The sequence below is a fragment of the Streptomyces sp. HM190 genome (assembly GCF_009857135.1).
Classification (GTDB): domain Bacteria; phylum Actinomycetota; class Actinomycetes; order Streptomycetales; family Streptomycetaceae; genus Streptomyces; species Streptomyces heilongjiangensis.
Window position 1 is genome coordinate 4,714,791 of the sequence record NZ_CP047318.1, and the last position, 20,650, is coordinate 4,735,440.

Here is a 20,650-nt window from a genome sequence, read left to right on the forward strand (position 1 = left end):
CCGACGGCCCAGGCCCTATGCGCCCAGTGTCTTGAGGCGGCGCGCGGCCTCCTCCAGTACGCCTGTCCGCTTGCAGAACGCGAATCGTACGAAGGGCGCGCCCTGCTCGCGGTGGTCGTAGAAGACCGCGTTGGGGATCGCCACCACTCCGCAGTGTTCGGGCAGGGAGCGGCAGAAGGCGAAGCCGTCGCTCTCACCGAGGGGGCGGATGTCGGTGGTGATGAAGTACGTGCCGGCCGGGCGGAAGACCTTGAAGCCCGCCCGCTCCAGGCCGCCTGCGAGCAGGTCCCGCTTGGCGCGCATGTCGGCGCGGAACTCGTCGAAGTACGAATCGGGCAGGCGCAGGGCCTCGGCCACGGCGTACTGGAAGGGCCCGGAGGCGACGTACGTGAGGTACTGCTTGGCCGAGCGGACGGCCGAGACGAGTTCCCGCGGCGCCGTGATCCAGCCCACCTTCCACCCGGTGAACGAGAACGTCTTGCCGGCCGAGCCGATGGTCACCGTGCGGTCCCGCATCCCCGGGAACGTCGCCAGCGGCAGGTGCTCGGCGTCGTCGAAGACGAGGTGCTCGTACACCTCGTCCGTCACCACCAGCAGGTCCCGCTCGACGGCCAGCTCCGCGATCGCCGTCAGCTCCGCGCGGGTGAGGACCGTGCCGGTCGGGTTGTGCGGGGTGTTGATCAGCAGCAGCCGGGTGCGGTCGGTGACGGCGGCCCGCAGCTCGTCGAGGTCCAGCCGGAAACGCCCCTCGTGCGGCCGCAGCGTCACGGGCACCCTCCGTCCGCCCGCCATCGCCACACAGGCCGCGTACGAGTCGTAGTACGGCTCCAGGGCGACCACCTCGTCACCGGGCTCCAGCAGCCCCAGCAGGGCCGCCGCGATGGCCTCCGTGGCGCCCGCCGTGACCAGCACCTCCGTGTCCGGGTCGAACGTCAGCCCGTACCGCCGCAGCTGGTGCGCGGTGACCGCGGCGCGCAGCTCCGGCACGCCCGGGCCCGGCGGGTACTGGTTGCCCCGCCCGTCCCGCAGCGCCCGCACGGCGGCCTCGCGGATCTCCTCGGGGCCGTCCGTGTCGGGAAAGCCCTGGCCCAGGTTGATCGAGCCGGTCCGCAGGGCGAGCGCGGACATCTCCGCGAAGATCGTCGTCCCGAACTCGGCGAGCCGCCGGTTGAGCGGGGGCCGGGCAGCGGTGCCGGCGGGGTCTGCGGGGCGTGCGCTGGAGGTCATGGCCGTCATCCTGCGCCCAACCTCTGGAGTTCCTCAACTCTGCTTTGGGCCGTCGAACGCCAGGGCATCCCCAGGTCACGCACGACCCACGGGGGGTCTGCACGGGGGAACGAAAGGCTGGTGACGGAGATGGAGACCTGGTTCTTCCTCGTCTTCGGAGCGGTCGTGCTGCTCGGCATCGTGTCGAGCCTCAGCGGGGGCTCGCGCCGTCGGCGCCGCCGCAGCTGGTGGGCGGACGGAGGCTCGTCCGGGGGCGGGTCGTCCTGTGGGGGAGGCTCGTCCTGCGGAGGTGGTTCCTCGTGCGGAGGTGGTTCCTCCTGCGGCGGCGGGGGCTGCGGTGGCGGCGGGGGCGGCGACTGACCGCGTACCTCTGGACTTGCTCAACTCCGCTTTGAACGCCCGCGCACGCGGGCATCCCAGCGTCACGCTGGACGACGGGAGGCCCACGGGGGCCGTCCCGCGGCGCAACGGGGAACAACGGGGGACCGGAAAGGGGGACGACGCCATGGACATCGGCATCGTGGTGGGGATCGCCTGCCTCGTACTGATCGTGGTCCTCGCCGTCATCGTCAGCTCCAGGAAGTCGGTACGGGCCGGCGCCTGCGGCCGCCGCCGGGGCAGCTGGTGGGCCGACAGCGGGAACTCCGGCGGCGGGGGCTGCGGGGGCAGCTCCTCGTGCGGGGGAGGCTCCTCGTGCGGCGGTGGTGGCGGATGCGGCGGCGGCAGCTGAGCCCGAAGGGCTCGGCGGTACCGCACCTCGAACAAGGCGAGGCACCCACGGGGGGTTGCTTCGGGGGACTGAGAGAAAGAAGGGGGGCGCCATGAACGCGATCGTGATCCTGGCCATCATCCTGGGGGCCGTCTTCGTGGTGCTGACGACGGTCTTCGTCGCCGTCAACAGGAGCAACGCCCGAGCCGCGCGAACGGCCGGCCGCCGAACGGGCGGTCACGGCGGCGGGAGCGCACGCCGCGGCAGCGGCCACAGCGACTCGCACCACGGCAGCGACCAGAGCTGGTGGGTGCTCGGCGGCGCCGCCGCCGTCGGCGACAGCGGGTCGTCGCACGACGACAGGCACTCCTCGTCCGGGAGCGGCGGTTCGTCGTGCGGTAGCAGCTCGTCGTCCTGCGGCAGCAGTTCGTCGTCGTGCGGCAGCAGCAGCTCGTCGTGCGGCTCCTCCTGTGGCGGTGGCGGGGGCGGATGCGGTGGAGGCAGCTGACACGGGGCAGCCGAGCTCCACGCCAGAAGCGCCCGCCGGGATCGAACTCCCGGCGGGCGCTCGCGCGTCCGCCCACCCCGCCCCACGCGTACCTCCCGCACCACGTATCGCGTGCCCCATGCGCACGCCTGGGTACGCCGGGAGGGTCCGGTTGCCCGGCGAGCGCCCCCCGTCGTTCGTGCGACCGCCGCGACGGGCGCACACGTAGCACTTCCATGGCAGGGGCGCACGCCTGGTTGAACAGTTGAGCTGTACAGCCCTCGGGGGGATGGAAAGCACGCCAAGTTGGGTAAAAACGCTGTGGTGGCGCCACAGTTCATGATTCCCTATAAATCGCCAACGCAGCCCCCGGACGTCCCTCCCGGCAGGCCTGTCCTGGCTGACCGGACCGCTGGGACGTCGTCCCCACCCCGACCTGGCTGACCGGGCCCCATCCCCGGTGCCGAAGCGGGGTGCGCCGGACCTCCCCTCTTCATCTTCTTTGCGTGCTAGCGGAGCCGACCCATGCTCACGATCCTGAACACCACCTACACCGACACCCGCGCGGCCGACCTGGCGTGGGCCCTGGGCCGCGAACCGCTGCCCGCCCTCGCCGCGCTCGACCTCGAACTCGCGGGCGCGAAGCTCCAGTTGAGGCTTCTCGGGGCGTCCCACCAGGTGCTCCTGGAGGAGGAGAGGGGCGGCCACTGTTCGGAGACGGTCGCCTGCATCCCGGGTTCCAGCACGCCCCTCCCGCTGGGGGTGGCCAAGAGGGTGGGCGACTGGGAGTACGAATTCGCCGCCCGGGTGGAGGTGTTGTCGCCCGGCTCCTTCGCGGGCCGCGCCCAGGAACTCCTCGCGCTCGTCTCCGACCACCCCCATGGACTCGCCGGCGTCTTCCCCGGCAGCCCGCACGCCTTCACGGCGATGCTCGCGCAGCGCTACGAGGGCCAGGTGCACTGGCGCACGTGGCACGCGTATCCGCAGGACGGCCAGTTGGTCGCCACCAGGACGAGGGTGGGCGTGCGGGTGTCGGTGCCGCTGTGAGGGGCCGGGCGCCCAGTAGTTCGGGGGCGTGCTGTTGGTGCCGCGTGTGCGTGTGCGTGTGCGTGTGCGGGTGTCGGTGTCGGTGCGTCGTGGTTTCTCGCGCGGTTCCCCGCGCCCATGGAGGGACGGGCATGCGGCCCTGGAGGACCGGGCGTGGAGCCCGTCCTCTCCCGGAAGACGTGGGCCTGACGGCCCGGCCCTCATCAGGCGGCGCCGTTGAGGTGCACGGGGCGCAGCCCCGGCCGCTCCTCAGGGGTGCGGTGAACCGCGCGGCAAGCCCTCACCCACCCGCACCCGTCGACGAAACACGCGCCCCAGAGCCATGAGGCGCCCGGCGCCCACCCGCAGACCACCCTTGTGGGTGACCCAGCCCCGCGCACGCGTGACGGTAGCGTGCCAGGAGTGATCGAGCCGCCCGCCCCCGCACCCTTAGGCGTCCCAGCCGCATGGCGCGACCGAGGAGCCCCCGGCAGCGGCCCCGGTGACGGCCACGGCGGGTACGAGGGCACCCCCGGCGGACAGGACAGCACCCTCGGCTTACCCGGCCCCAGCGGTGGACCCGGCCTCCCGGGCGGAGCCGCCCGGCTCCCCGTCCGCCCCGGTGTCGGCCGCTTCCTCGTGCTCGCCGGTGTCTTCGTCTGCGCGGCCTGCGGACTCGTCTACGAACTCGAACTCGTCGCCCTCGCCTCGTACCTGATCGGCGACTCCGTCACCCAGGCCTCCGTCGTCCTCTCCGTCATGGTCTTCGCCATGGGCATCGGCTCCCTGGCCGCCAAACGCCTCCGCCCCCACGCGGCCTTCGGGTTCGGCGCCATCGAGGCCGCCCTCGCCCTCGTCGGCGGCGCCAGCGCCCTCGCGCTGTACGCCGTGTTCGCGTGGACCGGCGACTGGGGCGGCGTCTGGGCCCCCGGCTCCCGCTGTCTCCTCGTCGGCTTCTCCCTGGCCATCGGCCTGCTCATCGGCGCCGAGGTCCCCCTCCTGATGGAGCTGATCCAGCGCATCCGCCGCCAGGACGCGGGCGGCGCGGTCGCCGACCTGTTCGCCGCGGACTACGTCGGCGCGCTGGTCGGCGGCCTCGCCTTCCCCTTCCTCCTGCTGCCCTGGCTCGGCCAGCTGACCGGCGCCCTGCTCACCGGCACCGTCAACGCCCTGGTCGGCGCCGCCCTCGTCCTCGGCCTGTTCCGCCACGACCTGAGCCGCCGCGCCCGCTGGCTGCTGCTCGGCGTCAACGCCGTCGTCCTCGCGCTGCTCGCCTCGGCCGCCGTCAACGTCGACGACTTCGAGCGCGCCGCCCGACGCGCGGTGTACGGCAACGACGTGCGCGTCGCGGTGCAGACCGGCGTCCAGGAGATCGTCCTCACCGGCGGCCGCCACGGCCGGCCGCTCTCCCTCTTCCTCGACGGCCGTCTGCGCATCAGCGGCCGCGACGAGCACCGCTACCACCGGGCCCTCGTCCACCCCGCGATCGAGGCCGGACCGCACGCCCGCGTCCTCGTCCTGGGCGGCGGCGACGGCCTCGCCGCCCGCGAGGTCCTGCGCCACGACGGCGTACGGCGGGTGGACGTCGTCGAACTCGACCCGGGCGTGCTGCGTCTCGCCCGCACCGACCCGGCGCTCTCCGCCCTCAACGGCCACGCCTACGACGACCCCCGCGTCCACGCCGTCACGGCCGACTCCTTCACCTGGCTCCGCCACACCCGCCCGTCCGCCCCGTACGACGTCGTCATCGCCGACCTCCCCGACCCCGGCATCACCGACAGCGCGAAGCTGTACTCGCAGGAGTTCTACGGCCTCGCCCGCACCGTCCTCGCCGAGGACGGCCGGCTGGTCGTGCACGCGGGCCCCGTGGCGTCCCGCCGCGAGGTCTTCTGGACGGTCGACGCCACCCTGCGCGCCGCCGGCCTGCACACCACGCCCTACCGGGTGGCCGCCCGCGCCCCCGGTTTCGTCACCCGCCCCGACCGCACCGCCCACACCGACCGCGTCCCGCACGACTGGGGGTTCGTCATCGCGACCCGCGGCACGGCCGGCGGGGACCGTGCGGTGGACGTCCGCGGCACGGGCACCCCCCTCGCAGACGCCGCCCGCGCCGAAGGGCTGCCGCCGTCGACCCTGGTGCACCCGCGATACGCCCGCTGAACCCGGCCCGGCCCGGCCGGTACCACGGAGTGCGTCCGCCGGGGGCGCAACGCGAGCAATCACGCGTTTGTGCGGGTGCGGTGCGGCGACTCGTGGGTAGGCTCCCCTGCCATGGAGCATGAGGTGTTCGTTCCGGTACCTGCCGACCGCCTCCGGGAGGCGCTGTCCGACCCCCAGCGGGTGGCCCGAGCGGTCCCCGGGCTCCAGCACGACGCGGGCACCCCACCCGTCGCCGGCCGCCTCAAGGTGCGCGCCGCCGGCCACACCATCACCTATCGCGGTGCCCTGCGGGTGTCCGGCGCCGACGACGGCTCGTACGTCGTCGAGGGCGACGCCGCGGAGGTCCGCGGCAGCGGCACCGTACGACTCGCCCTCACCATCCGGCTCACCTCCGCCCCCGAGGGCACCATGCTCCACTTCACCGGCACGGCCACCGCCGACGGCCGCGTCACCGAACTCCCCGCCGACGCGGTCGCCGCCGCCATGAGCCGCCTCCTGACCCGCTTCGCGGAGAAGCTGGGCAAGGCGCCGAAGGCCGACGCGGACGGGAGCGGGGGCGGGAAGAAACGGGCCGCCGGGAAGGAGAAGCGGGGCGGCGAGCGGGGCCCGGCGGCTGAGGAGGCGAACCGGGGCGGCCACGGACCGGAGGCGGAGGACGAGACCACCGCCGAGCCGTCCGAGGAGGGAGCCGCCCCCGGCAGCGCGGACGGCGGGGTGCCTGCGCCGGCGCCGGCCGAGGGGCGCGGCGACGACCGCGAAGAGGCCACGGCCCCCGCGGATGCCGACGCCGACACTGGCACCGGTGCCCCTGCGGGTGACGGTGCCGGGGCCGATGCGGGCGACGGCGACCGTGTCGACGAGGGCGACGACGCCGATGTCGGGGCCGGTGTCGGGGAGGTGCCGCCGGCCTCCGTGTTCCAGGCCGAGGTGCCGCCACCCTCGCTGGATCCGTTCGCCGAGAACGACTTCGTCGCCGGGGGCGAGCCACCGGCCGAGGCCGCGCACGCCCGGCGCACGATGATCGGCCGCAGCGCGGAAGAGGTCGACCACGCGCCACCGCGTGGCCGCTACGCCCCCGTCCCTGCCCCGGAGACCGGCTCCGTCGGCACGGTCGCCCTCCGCTGGGCGGCCCCGGCGGCGGCCCTCGCCGTGGCCTCCGCCGTCGTCGTGGCCCGAGCCCTGCGCCGACGCCGCTGAGGCGCTCTCTCTACGCGCTACGCGCCCAGGCCGAGCAGGGCCATCTCCAGCGGGAGTACGGGGCGCTCGGGCAGGGCGGGCGGCTCCTCACCGCGCCCCGTGTGCGTGGGCGGAACCGGACGCAGCCCCTTGATGCCCCCGGCGGCCCATCCGGCGTCCGTCGGCGGCAGCGACAACGTCAGACGTCGCCCGTCCGCCAGGGTGGTCTCGAGCTTGGTCGTGTCGTCCGCCTGCATGGCAAACCGCCTCTCGTCGCGTACCACGAACATCGAGCCTCACCGGGTAGGACGCCCACGTGAGGCAGGGAGTTCCGAGGCAGCCCCGAACCACGGCGGCCCGTGCCCCCGCGGCCCCGTGTCTGCGGGACCCCCGTGTCTGCGGGACCCCGCTCCCTCAACCCCGTACGGGCCCGGCCTCTTCCCTCCGTGCCCTCGTGCTTCCCCGGCCGCACTCATCCCCTGCCCGCGGCGCTTCTCCCCGGCCCCCGCCCCTCTTCGGCCCCGCACTTCTCCCGTCCGCACTCCTCCCCGGCCTGGGCCCCGACGCTCGCTCCTCCCCGCCCCGGCGCTCCCCTGCGGTTGTTCCCCTTCTCCCGTCAAATCCCTTTCCTGCCGCGCCCCTTGGTCCGCGCAGCCATGTCGGCGGGGCCCGTGGCGGCAACCCCCAGTAGGGTTTCGCAGCGTGAGTAGCGAAGAGATCACGTTGACCGCGGCCGACGCGCAGGCCGTGCTGACCCCGGCCAACGGCGGACGTGTGGCGGGCCTGCGGATCGACGGGCGCGAACTCCTGCGCCAGGGCGACCGGTTCGGCTGCTTCCCGATGGTCCCCTGGTGCGGCCGGGTCCGCGACGGCCGCTTCCTCAGCGGCGGCGCCGTCCAGCAGATGCCCCTCAACGCCCCGCCCCACGCCATCCACGGCACCACGCGCGAGAGCCCCTGGCGGGTCGCGAGCCACACCGACACCGAGGCGGTCCTCACGTACGACCTCGTCGACCCGTGGCCGTACCCCGGCCGGGTCACCCAGGTGTTCACGCTCACCCCGGACGCCCTCACCCTCACCATGTCCGTGGAGACGTACGACTCGTCCTTCCCGGCCCAGATCGGCTGGCACCCGTGGTTCAACCGGAGCCTGGGCGACGGCGGCGACGACGTACGGCTCGACTTCGCCCCGGCCTGGCAGGAGGAGCGCGGCGCCGACCACCTGCCCACCGGCAACCGCATCGACCCGGGGCCCGGCCCCTGGGACGACTGCTTCGGCATGCCCGACGGCGTCGACGTCACCCTCACCTGGCCCGGCCTGCTGGAGCTGAAGGTGGCCTCGCGGGAGGAGTGGGTCGTGGTCTACGACGAGCAGGCGGAGGCCGTGTGCGTCGAACCGCAGACCGGCCCGCCCAACGGGCTCAACACCCACCCCCGGCTGGTCACCCCCATCGACCCGCTGGAGGCGGCCACCACCTGGAGCTGGCGCAGGCTCTGAACGGACCGGCGGGAGCGCCCCCTGCCGCCCCCTTAAGCTGGCTGCCATGACTGACGTGGACGTTCGCGGCTCGCTGCTGCGGCAGATCAAGGACAAGGCCGTCGTGCACGGCAAGGTGACCCTGTCGTCGGGCCTGGAGGCGGACTACTACGTCGACCTGCGCCGCGTCACCCTCGACGGCGAGGCCGCCCCGCTGGTCGGGCAGGTGCTGCTCGACCTCACCGCCGACCTCGACTTCGACGCGGTCGGCGGTCTCACCATGGGCGCCGACCCGGTGGCCGCCGCGATGCTGCACGCCGCCGCCGCGCGGGGCCGCCGGCTCGACGCGTTCGTGGTCCGCAAGGCAGCCAAGGCGCACGGGTTGCAGCGCCGGGTCGAAGGGCCGGACATCGCGGGCCGCCGCGTGCTCGTCGTCGAGGACACCTCCACCACCGGCGGCTCCCCGCTGACCGCCGTCGAGGCCGTCCGGGAGGCCGGGGCCGAGGTCGTCGCCGTCGCCACCATCGTGGACCGCGCGACCGGCGCCGCCGAGAAGATCGAGCAGGGCGCCGGGGTCCCGTACCGGTTCGCGTTCTCGAAGGACGAGCTGGGTCTCGACTGAGACCGGTCCGCCGTACGAACACCAGGGCCAGGGGTTACCGGACAGTTTCGGACACCCTGACCGGAGCATCCGGTCAAGTCTGGAAAGATGGGGCCGACGATGATGTCGCAACCCTAGGTCAGGGCTCGTAAGCACAACGCCACCCGCACATACAAGGAGCGGACCATGCCCATCGCAACGCCCGAGGTCTACAACGAGATGCTCGACCGGGCGAAGGCAGGAAAGTTCGCCTACCCGGCCATCAACGTGACCTCGTCCCAGACCTTGCACGCCGCGCTGCGCGGCTTCGCGGAGGCGGAGAGCGACGGCATCATCCAGATCTCGACCGGCGGTGCCGAGTTCCTGGGCGGCCAGCACAACAAGGACATGGTCACCGGCGCCGTCGCCCTGGCCGAGTTCGCCCACATCGTCGCCAAGAAGTACGACATCACGGTCGCGCTGCACACGGACCACTGCCCGAAGGACAAGCTCGACGGCTACGTCCGTCCGCTGCTCGCGGTGTCGGAGGAGCGGGTCGCCCGCGGCGAGAACCCCCTGTTCCAGTCCCACATGTGGGACGGTTCCGCGGAGACCCTCGCCGACAACCTGGAGATCGCGCAGGAGCTCCTCGCCCGCGCCGCCGCCGCGAAGATCATCCTTGAGGTCGAGATCACCCCGACCGGCGGTGAGGAGGACGGCGTCTCCCACGAGATCAACGACTCCCTCTACACGACGGTCGACGACGCGATCCGCACCGCCGAGGCCCTCGGCCTGGGCGAGAAGGGCCGCTACCTGCTGGCCGCGTCCTTCGGCAACGTGCACGGCGTGTACAAGCCGGGCAACGTCGTCCTGCGCCCGGACCTCCTGAAGGAGCTGAACGAGGGCGTCGCCGCCCGCTTCGGCAAGGAGTCCCCGTTCGACTTCGTCTTCCACGGCGGCTCCGGCTCCACGGAGGACGAGATCCGCACGGCCCTGGAGAACGGCGTCGTCAAGATGAACATCGACACCGACACGCAGTACGCCTTCACGCGCCCGGTCGCCGCGCACATGTTCCAGAACTACGACGGCGTCCTGAAGGTCGACGGCGAGGTCGGCAACAAGAAGACCTACGACCCGCGCGCCTGGGGCAAGCTCGCCGAGGCCGGCATGGCCGCCCGCATCGTCGAGGCCTGCAACAACCTCCGCTCCGCGGGCACGAAGATCAAGTAACCCGTCCTCCGACGGTCGCTCCGCGCCTGCCCGCAGCCCGCACGGCTGCGGGCAGCCGCCGTTTCCGCCCGCGTGCCCGACCGGCCCAGGTCCGTGGGAGTCTGCCCGTGTGTCCGTCGCGTCCTGGTCGCCGGGCTCGTCGGCGTGTCTGACCGGCCCAGGTTCGCGGGAGTCTGCCCGTGTGTCCGTCGCGTCCTGGTCGCCGGGCTCGCCGGCGCTTCCGGCTCGCCCGCTCCCCGTTTCCGACGCGTGTCCGTCCCGCTTCGGTCGCGGGGGCCTGCCCGGGTGTTCCGCTCCGTTGCGAGGCCCACCCGCCTGTTCCGCCCCGGCGTGGGGCCCCGCGTGTTCTGCGCCGGCGTGGGGCCCCGGCGGTGGTCGTGTGTCGTCGACCTCTGGCTCGAACAGCTCCCGCGCGGGATGATCCCTGCATGGCCGACGTACGGCTCGCCTCCGCTCAGGGCAGATGGATCCTCCTCACCACGGTCCTCGGGTCGAGCATGGCCATGGTGGACTCGACGGTCGTCAACGTCGCCCTTCCCCGGATGGGGCGCGACCTGGACACGGACCTCGCCGCCCTCCAGTGGACCGTCAACGCGTACATGCTCACCCTCGCCGGTCTGATCCTCCTCGGCGGTGCGCTCGGCGACCGGTTCGGCCGCCGCAGGATCTTCGTGCTGGGCGTGGTGTGGTTCGCCTCCGCGTCCCTGCTGTGCGGCATCGCCCCCGACGCGGCCGTACTGATCGCCGCCCGTGCCCTCCAGGGGGTCGGCGGTGCCCTCCTCACCCCCGGCTCCCTCGCCCTCATCCAGGCCTCCTTCCACCCGGACGACCGGGCGCGGGCCGTGGGCCTGTGGTCCGGCTTCGGCGGCATCGGCGCGGCGGTCGGCCCCTTCCTCGGCGGCTGGCTCGTGGACGGCCCCGGCTGGCGCTGGGTCTTCCTCCTGAACGTCCCCCTCGCCCTCCTCTGTGTCCCGATCGCCCTGCGCCACGTACCGGAGTCCGGCGACGGCCGCGCCCACGGCCGGGGCTTCGACGTCCTCGGCGCGGCCCTCGGCGCCCTGTCCCTGGCGTTCGTCACCTACGCGCTGATCGAGGCGACGACGGGCGCGGTCCCGGTCGCCGTCACGGCCGTGGCGGGTGTCGCCGCGGGCGTGGCCTTCGTCCGGGTCGAGCGCCGCCGCGCCGACCCGATGATGCCGCCGGAGATCTTCGCGTCCCGCCAGTTCACGGCGGTCAACGTCGTCACCCTGTTCGTGTACGCGGCATTCAGCGGCTTCTTCTTCCTCGCCGCGCTCCAGCTCCAGGTGGTCTCCGGGTACTCGGCGCTCGCCGCCGGCACGGCCCTGCTCCCCATCACCGTCCTGATGCTGCTGCTCTCCTCCCACGCGGGCGCCCTCGGCGAACGCGTCGGCCCGCGCATCCCCCTCACCGTCGGCCCCGTGCTGTGCGCGGTGGGCGTCCTGCTGATGCTGCGGGTGGGCCCCGGCGCCTCGTACCCGACGGACGTGCTGCCCGCGCTCCTCGTCCTCGGCCTGGGCATGGTCACCCTCGTGGCGCCGCTGACGGCCACCGTGCTCGCGTCCGTCTCCACCGAGCACGCGGGCCTCGCCAGCGGCATCAACAACGCCGCCGCCCGCGCCGCCGGCCTCGTCGCCGTGGCCGCGCTCCCGCTCGTCGCCGGGATGGGCCCGGAGGCGTTCCGGGACCCGGTTCAGTTCGACGACGCGTTCAGCACCGCCATGCCGGTCTGCGCGGTGCTGCTCCTGGCCGCGGCGGCCCTCGCCTTCACCACGATCCGCCGTCCGCCCGCCGACTGCCAGCACCCCGAGTGCCGCACCCACGCCTCGATGACGGCACCCCCACTGGAGGGCGAACCGGGCGGCACGGCCCACTCCGGGGAGTGAGCGCCACCGGTCGGTCGGCCGTGTGCGCCGGTCCTGGATGTCGGCTGTCCTGTGCGCCGGTCCTGGATGTCGGCCGTCCTGTGCGTTGGTCCTGGACGCCGACTGTCCCGAGCAGCGGTCCGTGCGCAGATGCGGCATGTCGGTCCCGTGCGCGGGGCCGGCGCCGTGGCCCCGTCCCGGCCGGGAAGCGTCGCCCCGTCCGGCGTTCCCGCCTCCCCGGATGGGCCAGACTGGAACCCATGACGATTCACGAGAACCTCCTCGGGGGTCCGCCCCCGACGCACCTCCCCGACGACCCGGCGCCCCGCGAACTCCTCGCGAACGGCACGCCCCCCGCCGACGTCGCCGCGCAGTACCCCACCTCCTCCCTCGCCTGGGCCCAGCTCGCCGACGACGCGTTCGAGCGGGGCAGTGTCGTGGAGTCGTACGCCTACGCCCGGACGGGCTACCACCGCGGCCTGGACGCCCTGCGCCGCAACGGCTGGAAGGGCCACGGCCCGGTCCCTTGGGAGCACGAGCCGAACCGTGGCTTCCTCCGCGCCCTGCACGCCCTCGCCCGCGCCGCCGGAACCATCGGTGAGCAGGAGGAGTACGAGCGCTGCACCCAGTTCCTGAAGGACTCGTCCTCGACGGCGGCCCAGACCCTCGGCTGACCCGTACGGCCGATGCCCCTGGGGCACGTTCGCGCAGGTCCGCCTGGTGTGACCAGGCGGACCTTGCGATGTCGGGGGCACATCCCCGAATATGCGGGTGGGGACCGGGGCCCCCGTGTCGGTAACGGCAGGGGCGGACCGCTACCCGGAGCACACCACAGGAGACAGCGATGTCCCAGCAGGCTCAGCCCGTCGAGGCTTCGGAGCCCGAGACCCCGCATCTCGACTTCCACGGAACCACCCCGTACGAGGACTACGTCCAGGCGGACGTTCTCACCCACCTCCAGCACCCCCTCTCCGACGACCCCGGAGAGATGGTCTTCCTGGTGACGACCCAGGTCATGGAGCTGTGGTTCACCGTCATCGTGCACGAGTGGGAGACCGCCACCGCCGCGCTGCGGAGCGACGACGTCCCGACCGCGAGGGACGCGCTGAAGCGTTCCGTGCGCGAGCTGGAGGCCCTGAACGCCTCCTGGAAGCCCCTCGGCCAGCTCACCCCGGCCCAGTTCAACTCGTACCGCGCCGCCCTCGGCGAGGGCTCCGGCTTCCAGTCGGCGATGTACCGCCGTATGGAGTTCCTGCTCGGTGAGAAGTCCGCCTCCATGCTCGTCCCGCACCGCGGGGCGCCCCGCGTCCACGCCGAGCTGGAGAAGGCGCTGCACGAGCCGAGCCTCTACGACGAGGTCCTGCGGCTCCTGGCCCGCCGCGGACACGCGATCCCCGAGTCCGTCGTACGGCGTGACGTCTCCCAGCGCTACGAGCCGTCCCCCGAGGTCGAGGCGGTGTGGACCGCGCTGTACTCCGGCGACCCGGACCACGAGCTCGCGCGCCTCGGCGAGGCGCTCACCGACGTGGCCGAGCTGGTCTGGCGCTGGCGCAACGACCACCTCGTCGCCACGCGGCGCGCCATGGGCGCCAAGGCCGGCACCGGCGGCTCCGCCGGTGTCGCCTGGCTGGAGAAGCGGGCCCGGAAGAACGTCTTCCCCGAGCTGTGGACGGCGCGCTCCCATGTCTGACCTCACCGAGACGAAGACGACGCCTCAGTCCCAGTCCCAGCCGCAGGTGGACCCGCAGGCGCATCCACAGGCACAGGCTCAGGCTCAGCCGAACGAGGGGCCTGACCGGGACGCCGGTGGCGCCGAGTACGCCGGCGGCGCCGTGCACCCGTCCCCCTCCGCGCTGGCCGTGGAGGCGGCGAAGCTCGACGAGGCCGACGAACTGGCCGGTCTCCGCGACCGTTTCGTCCTCGACGACGCCGTGTACCTCGACGGCAACTCCCTCGGCGCGCTGCCGGCCGCCGTCCCCGGCCGGGTCGACGACGTCGTACGCCGCCAGTGGGGCTCCCTGCGCATCCGCTCCTGGGACGAGAGCGGCTGGTGGACCGCGCCCGAGCGGATCGGCGACCGTATCGCCCCGTTGGTGGGCGCGGCGCCCGGCCAGATCGTGGTGGGCGACTCCACGAGCGTCAACATCTTCAAGGCGGTTGTCGCGGCGGTCCGGATGGCCGACGACGACGCGCGCCGGGGTGGGGACGGGGCCGGAGACGGCGCCCGCGACGGAGTCGGGGCCGGGGACGGGGCCGGAGTCGGCGGGCGGCCGGTCCGGGACGAGATCCTGGTCGACGCGACGACCTTCCCCACGGACGGCTACATAGCCGAGTCGGCCGCGCGGATGACCGGACGCACACTGCGCCCGGTGACCCCGGCGGAGGTGCCGGACGCTCTCGGCCCCCGTACGGCCGCGGTGCTCCTCAACCACGTCGACTACCGCACCGGCCGCCTCCACGACCTGCCGTCCCTGACGGCGGCGATCCACGACGCGGGCGCGTACGCCGTCTGGGACCTGTGCCACAGCGCGGGCGCCCTGCCCGTCGGCCTCGACGAGCACGGCGTCGACCTCGCGGTCGGCTGCACGTACAAGTACCTGAACGGCGGCCCCGGTTCACCGGCGTACCTCTACGTGCGCCGCGACCTCCAGCCCCGCTTCGACTCGCCCCTTCCGGGCTGGAACTCCCACACGGACCCCTTCGGCATGCGCCCGTCCTTCGAACCGGCGGGCGGCGCCCTGCGCGGCCGCGTCGGCACGCCGGACATCCTGTCGATGCTGGCGCTGGAGGCGGCGCTGGATGTGTGGGACGGGGGAGGGACCGGTACCGAGACCGGCGACAGCAACTGCAACGGCAGTAGCAACAGCAGTCGCAACGGCAACGGCAACGGCTCCGGTGCCGGGGCGGAGGCCGGGGTGACGGTCGAGGCTGTTCGGGCCAAGTCCCTCGCGCTGACGGACTTCTTCCTGCGCTGCGTGGCGGCGTACGTTCCCCAGGGGCGCGTCGAGTGCCTGACCCCGGTCGCCCACGCCGAGCGCGGCAGCCAGGTCGCCCTCCGCTGTGACGACGCCGGGGAGGTCATGAAGCGCCTCATCCAGCGGGGCGTCGTGGGCGACTTCCGCCACCCCGACGTCCTCCGCTTCGGCTTCACCCCCCTCTACGTGGGCTTCGCCGACGTGGAACGGGCGGCACGGGTCCTCGCGGAGACGCTGGGTTCCACCGCCTGAGGTACAGGGCGGCCGGTGGCCTGCCCGCCCCGGTGGCGCGCGACGCTGTCGTCCGCGCCGCCGGGGCACCGTCCGCGCCGTCAGGCAACCCTGCGTGCCGTCAGGCCACCGTCCGCGCCGCCGGAGTACCGTCCGCGCCGGTTCACGGCACCCCCCGCCCTGCTCCGCATCGCCCACCGGCGCGCACTCCCGCCCCGCGCGCTTCACGGCGCGCCCCCCCGCGGACGCACCCCCAAAACCCCCAGAACCGTCAACCCTGACCCGGCGTCATATCCGCGTGTCGGCGCACGTCACCGGCCTGGTACCGTCCCCGCCAACGGCAGGCGTCCGTATCCCCGAGCCCGCCCACCCCCAAACCCATCCAAATCCGTTTCACCCTTGAGAGGTTGGAGCATGCCGGACGACGACGCCGCAGCCCGCGATGCCGCCGAAGAGGCATCCGCCTTCTCGCACCCCCCGGTCGACCCGGACGCCACCACCGCCTACGGCGACCACCCCGACCAGGTGATCGACTTCTACGCCCCCCGGGTCACCCCGGGCACCACGCCGGCCTCCTCGGCGGCCCCGTTGGTGGCGGTCCTGCACGGCGGGGCCTGGCGCGCCCCGTACGACCGCCGGCACATCACCCCGTTCGCGGACTTCCTGGCCCGCCGGGGCTTCGCCGTGGCCAACATCGAGTACCGCAGGGGGAACGCGCTGCCCGCGCAGGGCGGTCCCGGTGGCAGCGCGGGCCCGGTGGCCGGCCGCTGGCCGGAGACGTTCGACGACGTGGCCGCCGCCCTCGACGCCCTGCCCGACCTCGTACGGGACGCCGTGCCCGAGGCTGACCCCCGCCGCATGGTTCTCACCGGGCACTCGGCGGGCGGGCACCTGGCGCTGTGGGCGGCCTCCCGGCACGTCCTCCCGCCGGACGCGCCCTGGCGCACGGCGGGCCCGCCCCCGCTGCGCGGCGTCGTCGCGCTGGCACCCATCGCCGACTTCGCCGTGGCCGAGAAACTGGACGTCTGCGGCGGCGCGACCACCCAACTCCTGGGCGGTCAGGACAAGTTCGACGAACGTCGGCCCTACGCCGACCCGGCCCTCCTGCTCCCGACGGGCATCGCCACGACCCTCGTCCAGGGCCGCACCGACATCGTCGTACCGCAGCCCGTCGCCGACGCGTACGCGGACGCGGCGGCCAAGGCGGGCGAGGTCGTCGGCCTCACGCTGCTGGAGGACGTCGGCCACTTCCCGCTGATCGACCCGGCGGCGGACGCGTGCGCGGTGGTGGCGGAGGAGATCGCCCAACTGGCCTGGTGAACCCGCGGGCCCGCAGCGCCGAGCGGCCCGTCCGGGGCCCCAGCCGATACCCGTCATACTTGAGAGCTACCTCGCAGCTGAGCTCTGTGGCACCACGCGGACTACGGCCTCCGATCCGTAACTTCCTTGCCAGAACGCCCGACAGCCGGGCGGGCGGAGGGGGAGGGGCAGCGGAGATGGGGGCCGTGACACGGCCGAGGGCAGCTGCGCTGCCACGGCGACCCGACCGGCGGATCCGCACGGGTGATTCGAGCGACACGAGCCGACCGGGCGGGTACAGCCACCCGGGCCGGCCGGGTCTGTCCAGTCGGTCCGGCCGGCGGCCGCACGGCCGGTACCAGTGGCCCGCCCGTCTCCGTCGCACCCTCCTCGCCCTGCTCATCGCCACCGCCGTCGTCGCCCCCGTCTCCGCCGCGGCCCACCCTCGGATCCCGGCCCCGCCACCGGCCACCCTCGCGCCCCTCCCCCCGACATCGCTGCAGGCGGTGTACGCGGCCAACCGCGCGAACGCGGCGGAGGCGGCCCGCATGGCCGAGGCGCACGGCGACCACGACCAGGCCGCGAAGGACCGCTCGATCGCGAAGCCCTCCCGACAGTTCCTGACGTTCGACGGCCGGGGCCCCGGCCAGGCCGTGGAGGTCACGGGGGACCTGCTGAAGGCCGATCACATCGCGGTACCGATCCCCGGTTCGGACACCAGCATCGACACCTACGACCGCTTCCGTGGGACGGCGCTCGCCCTGCACGCCCGCACCGGCCCGACCGCCGCGGTCATCACCTGGCTCGGCTACGAGACACCGGACACGATCAGCACGACGGTGCTCACCGACACCCGGGCCGACAGGCGGCCCCGCTCCTGAGCACGTTCGTGAACGGGCTACGGGGACTGGTCGGCGAGACGGCCGACATCTCCCTGCTCTGCCATTCCTACGGCTCGGTCGTGTGCGGCAGAGCGGCGGCGGACCTCGACGACGTGCACAACCTGGTCCTGATCGGCAGTCCGGGCACGGGCGCCGACAGCGCGTCCGCGCTGCACACGTCGGCCCGCATACGGGCTGCCCGAGGCGCGGACGACTGGATCGAAGCGGTCCCGCACACCCGGGTCGACGTCTTCGGCACGACCGCCGGCTTCGGCACCGACCCGACGTCCCCCGCCTTCGGCGCCCATGTCTTCGCCGCGGGCGACGCCACCCACAGCGGCTACTTCACCCCCGGTTCCCTCGCGCTCGACAACCTCGCGCACATCACCCTCGGCACCCCTCAGGAGGTAACCCATGCGTGAAACGGCCCCGCGGTCGGTCACCGACCTCGTGAGAAACGACGCGCGAGCGGAGGCGAGGCCGGGGACCGGCGTGGAGGTGAAGTCGGGGACCGGCGTGGATACGAAGCCCCCGGTGACCGGAGCGCAGGCGTCGGTGACCGGATCCCAGGTGCCGGCCGCCGACGGTGCGCGGCCCGCGCGGAACCGCCTCCGCCGAGCCGCCCACCTGCACACCGCGACCCCGCCCACGCGGGACCGCGCGGTGGACGCCCTGCGCGCCCTCGCCATCCTCGGGATAGTCCTCGGCCACTGGCTGGTCACCGCCCTCGTCCCGGCCGGGGACGGCACCTTCCGCACCACCAGCCCCCTCCAGCACATGCCGTCGCCGGCTCCGATCTCCTGGGCCTTCCAGACCCTCGCTGTCTTCTTCCTGGTGGGCGGCCACGTGGCGACGAGGAGCTACAGCTCCGCCCGAGCGCGCGGCACGACGTACCCGCAGTGGCTGGGCGCCCGACTGAGCCGTCCGTTCACCCCGGTCGCGGCGGTCCTCGTCCTCTGGGCGGCGGTGACGCTCGGCCTCCTGGCCACCGGCGCGGACCTGGACACGATCCACACCCTCCTCGCACTGGCCCTGTCCCCGCTGTGGTTGCGGCCTGGTCCGTCCCACGGGCTACTGAGGCGCCCACGCTCCTGGTGCCGGGCGGGTGCGCGGGACCCGTAGTACCTGAGACGGACCCGGACAGACCCTCCTCACTGGTGACGACGGCGACCCCGCCCCCGCCTACCGTTCTCAACGTGACCGAGACGACTCACACCCAGCCCAGGCCACCGCGACGCGATGCCAAGGAACGCAGCCCGGAGTTCAGGCTCGCCGTCAACGCTCTGAACGGGCTCTGGCAGGACATGTTCCACGACGCCTTCGCGTACCGGCCGCTGCCCCGCAGGCGGCTGGACGGCCCGTTCGTCCGCAAGCTGCCCCAGCGGCTCCGCGAGCGCGCCGTGTGGGCCCCCCACGCGGCGGTGACCCTCGGTGCGCTGATAGCGATGTACGCCTCGACGGAGGGCAACGGAGGCGGTGATCTCACCCATCTGATCACGGGCGTCCTCTCCCTGACGGCGGTCCTGCTGACGCTCGTCAGGCCCGTCGGCGCCTTCTGGGCCTCCATGGGCGCCACCCTGATCGGCTCCGTGATCGGCAGCGACTTCAACGACTGGCCGTGGTTCCCCGGCGCCTTCGTGACCCATGTCATCGTCCTCACGGTCGTCGCCCTGCGCACCAGGCCCCGGATCGCCGCGTGGATGTGGGGCATCACCGCGCTCTACAGCCTGCTCGCCGAGACGTTCTTCTCCTCCCGCTACCTGGACTACGGCTACTACAGCGCCAACACCGGGCCGATGCTGACCTTCCTCGCCTTCATCCTCCTGTCCGTCTCCGTCCTGCAGATACGGCGCACCGCCCAGCGGGAGGTGACCGCCCAGCAGACGGTGACCGAGCACGAGCGCTCCAAGCGGACCCTCCTGGAGGAGCGCACGACGATCGCCCGCGAGCTGCACGACGTGGTCGCCCACCACATGTCGGTGGTCGCCATCCAGGCCGAGGCCGCGCCCTACCGCGTGGAGAACCCGCCGCCCGAGCTGGAGCAGGCGTTCGCCACGATCCGGGAGAACGCGGTGGCCGCGCTCACCGAGCTGCGCCGCGTCCTCGGTGTCGTCCGCGCCGAGGACTACGAGGCCCCGGACGCCCCGCAGCCCACCCTCGCCGACCTCGACAGCCTGCTCGCCAATGTCCGGGAGGCCGGCCTGACCGTCGAGAAGGCCGTCACCGGAGCGGTGCGCGAACTCCCGCAGGGCGTGGAGCTGTCGGCGTACCGAATAGTCCAGGAGGCCCTCAGCAACACCCTGCGGCACGCGCCCGGCGCGACGGCCCGCGTGGAGATCGGCTACGTTCTGGGCGGGCTGGGCCTGCGCATCGTCAACGGGCCCTCCCCGGAGGTGACCCTGGTGAAGTCCACCCACGGCGCCGGCCACGGCATCACGGGCATGCGTGAGCGCGTCACCATGCTGAACGGCGAGATGACGACGGGCGAGACGGAGGACGGGGGCTACGAGGTGACGGTGTTCCTGCCGGTGGCCGGCGCGAGCGAGGCCGACGCATGACGATCCGCGTGCTGATCGCCGACGACCAGATGATGGTCCGCGAGGGCTTCTCGGTGCTGCTCGGCGCGATGCCGGACATCGAGGTGGTCGGCGAGGCGGTCAACGGCCGGGACGCCGTCGACCGGGTCCGGGAGCTGTCCCCGGACGTCGTCCTGATGGACATCCGCATGCCGGAGATGAACGGCATCGAGGCCACACGGGAGATCGTGGCGGCCGACGGCGGCGCCAAGGTGCTGGTGCTGACGACGTTCGACCTCGACGAGTACGTGTACCAGGCGCTGCGCGCGGGAGCCTCCGGGTTCCTGCTCAAGGACGCCTCCGCCCGCCAACTCGCCGAAGGCGTGCGAGTGGTGGCGGCGGGGGAGGCGCTGCTCGCGCCGTCGGTCACCAAGCGTCTGATCAACGAGTTCTCCAAGCTGGCCGAGACACCGCGTCCCTCGGCGGCCACCCAACTGGCGTACGGGGAGCTGACGGACCGCGAGACGGAGGTACTCGTCCTCATCGCCCAGGGGCTCTCCAACTCCGAGATAGCCGAGCGCCTGGTCGTGGCGGAGTCGACCATCAAGACCCATGTCAGCCGGGTCCTGGTGAAGCTGGGCCTGCGCGACCGCACCCAGGCAGCGGTCTTCGCCTACGAGGCCAGGCTGGTCATCCCCGGCTGAACCGGCCCGAAGATCCCCTCGTCGTACGTTCGGCGCCGCCGTGCTTCGCCGCCAACCGAGGAGGTGAGACCGATCAACGCTGTGACAGGC

The 20,650-nt window shown here is 73.4% G+C and carries 17 protein-coding genes and 2 pseudogenes; 17 read left to right on the forward strand and 2 right to left on the reverse strand.

Annotated features, from left to right (window positions below):
* Nucleotides 1–15: 15 nt before the first annotated feature.
* Complete coding sequence (locus GSY65_RS20125; RefSeq protein ID WP_159770727.1) at nt 16–1,236, reverse strand: pyridoxal phosphate-dependent aminotransferase; 1,221 nt, start codon at nt 1,234–1,236, stop codon at nt 16–18.
* Between the two features lie 496 nt (nt 1,237–1,732).
* Here GSY65_RS20125 and GSY65_RS20135 point away from each other — a divergent pair, with 496 nt between their 5' ends.
* The 5 genes from GSY65_RS20135 (at nt 1,733) to GSY65_RS20155 (ending at nt 6,806) form a co-directional block, all read left to right on the forward strand.
* A complete protein-coding gene (locus GSY65_RS20135; protein WP_159770730.1) occupies nt 1,733–1,957 on the forward strand; it encodes a hypothetical protein in 225 nt (74 codons plus the stop codon).
* A gap of 91 nt (nt 1,958–2,048) precedes the next feature.
* Nucleotides 2,049–2,444 carry a hypothetical protein gene (locus GSY65_RS33350; protein ID WP_201452601.1) on the forward strand — a complete coding sequence of 132 codons (396 nt, stop codon included), beginning with the start codon at nt 2,049–2,051 and terminating at the stop codon, nt 2,442–2,444.
* 504 nt (nt 2,445–2,948) lie between these two features.
* Nucleotides 2,949–3,470, forward strand: coding sequence for a DUF2617 family protein (locus tag GSY65_RS20145; protein ID WP_159770733.1), 522 nt, complete (start codon nt 2,949–2,951; stop codon nt 3,468–3,470).
* A 402-nt stretch (nt 3,471–3,872) separates the two neighbouring features.
* Complete coding sequence (locus GSY65_RS20150; RefSeq protein WP_443043241.1) at nt 3,873–5,609, forward strand: polyamine aminopropyltransferase; 1,737 nt, start codon at nt 3,873–3,875, stop codon at nt 5,607–5,609.
* A 111-nt stretch (nt 5,610–5,720) separates the two neighbouring features.
* On the forward strand, nt 5,721–6,806 hold the full coding sequence (locus tag GSY65_RS20155; protein WP_201452602.1) for an SRPBCC family protein: 1,086 nt from the start codon (nt 5,721–5,723) through the stop codon (nt 6,804–6,806).
* Nucleotides 6,807–6,823: 17 nt separating this feature from the next.
* Here GSY65_RS20155 and GSY65_RS20160 read toward each other — a convergent pair whose 3' ends face one another.
* Nucleotides 6,824–7,042: a hypothetical protein gene (locus GSY65_RS20160; protein ID WP_159770736.1), complete on the reverse strand. Its 219-nt coding sequence runs from the start codon at nt 7,040–7,042 to the stop codon at nt 6,824–6,826.
* Between the two features lie 445 nt (nt 7,043–7,487).
* On the opposite strand from GSY65_RS20160, the gene GSY65_RS20165 reads away from it, so the two are divergent.
* The 12 genes and pseudogenes from GSY65_RS20165 (at nt 7,488) to GSY65_RS20220 (ending at nt 20,560) form a co-directional block, all read left to right on the forward strand.
* Complete coding sequence (locus tag GSY65_RS20165) at nt 7,488–8,282, forward strand: aldose epimerase family protein (protein ID WP_159770739.1); 795 nt, start codon at nt 7,488–7,490, stop codon at nt 8,280–8,282.
* Between the two features lie 46 nt (nt 8,283–8,328).
* On the forward strand, nt 8,329–8,883 hold the full coding sequence (pyrE, locus tag GSY65_RS20170) for an orotate phosphoribosyltransferase (RefSeq protein WP_055540402.1): 555 nt from the start codon (nt 8,329–8,331) through the stop codon (nt 8,881–8,883).
* Between the two features lie 165 nt (nt 8,884–9,048).
* Complete coding sequence (fbaA, locus tag GSY65_RS20175; protein ID WP_159770742.1) at nt 9,049–10,071, forward strand: class II fructose-bisphosphate aldolase; 1,023 nt, start codon at nt 9,049–9,051, stop codon at nt 10,069–10,071.
* 428 nt (nt 10,072–10,499) lie between these two features.
* On the forward strand, nt 10,500–11,975 hold the full coding sequence (locus GSY65_RS20180) for an MFS transporter (protein ID WP_159770745.1): 1,476 nt from the start codon (nt 10,500–10,502) through the stop codon (nt 11,973–11,975).
* A 239-nt stretch (nt 11,976–12,214) separates the two neighbouring features.
* Nucleotides 12,215–12,628 carry a DUF3151 domain-containing protein gene (locus GSY65_RS20185; protein WP_159770748.1) on the forward strand — a complete coding sequence of 138 codons (414 nt, stop codon included), beginning with the start codon at nt 12,215–12,217 and terminating at the stop codon, nt 12,626–12,628.
* A gap of 170 nt (nt 12,629–12,798) precedes the next feature.
* Nucleotides 12,799–13,644 (forward strand): tryptophan 2,3-dioxygenase family protein, encoded by an 846-nt coding sequence (locus GSY65_RS20190; protein WP_159770751.1) that lies wholly within the window; start codon nt 12,799–12,801, stop codon nt 13,642–13,644.
* Entirely contained in the window at nt 13,637–15,181 is a 1,545-nt protein-coding gene (locus GSY65_RS20195; RefSeq protein ID WP_236579921.1) for a kynureninase, read from the forward strand. The genes GSY65_RS20190 and GSY65_RS20195 overlap by 8 nt, the downstream gene beginning before the upstream one ends.
* Nucleotides 15,182–15,574: 393 nt before the next feature.
* A complete protein-coding gene (locus tag GSY65_RS20200; RefSeq protein ID WP_159770754.1) occupies nt 15,575–16,480 on the forward strand; it encodes an alpha/beta hydrolase in 906 nt (301 codons plus the stop codon).
* 527 nt (nt 16,481–17,007) lie between these two features.
* Nucleotides 17,008–17,762: pseudogene (locus GSY65_RS20205) on the forward strand (alpha/beta hydrolase).
* Nucleotides 17,755–18,387, forward strand: a pseudogene (locus GSY65_RS20210) (acyltransferase family protein); the annotation flags it as partial. The pseudogenes GSY65_RS20205 and GSY65_RS20210, both read left to right, overlap by 8 nt.
* A 149-nt stretch (nt 18,388–18,536) precedes the next feature.
* On the forward strand, nt 18,537–19,898 hold the full coding sequence (locus tag GSY65_RS20215; RefSeq protein ID WP_159770760.1) for a sensor histidine kinase: 1,362 nt from the start codon (nt 18,537–18,539) through the stop codon (nt 19,896–19,898).
* On the forward strand, nt 19,895–20,560 hold the full coding sequence (locus GSY65_RS20220) for a response regulator (protein ID WP_159770763.1): 666 nt from the start codon (nt 19,895–19,897) through the stop codon (nt 20,558–20,560). The genes GSY65_RS20215 and GSY65_RS20220 overlap by 4 nt, the downstream gene beginning before the upstream one ends.
* Nucleotides 20,561–20,650: the final 90 nt, after the last annotated feature.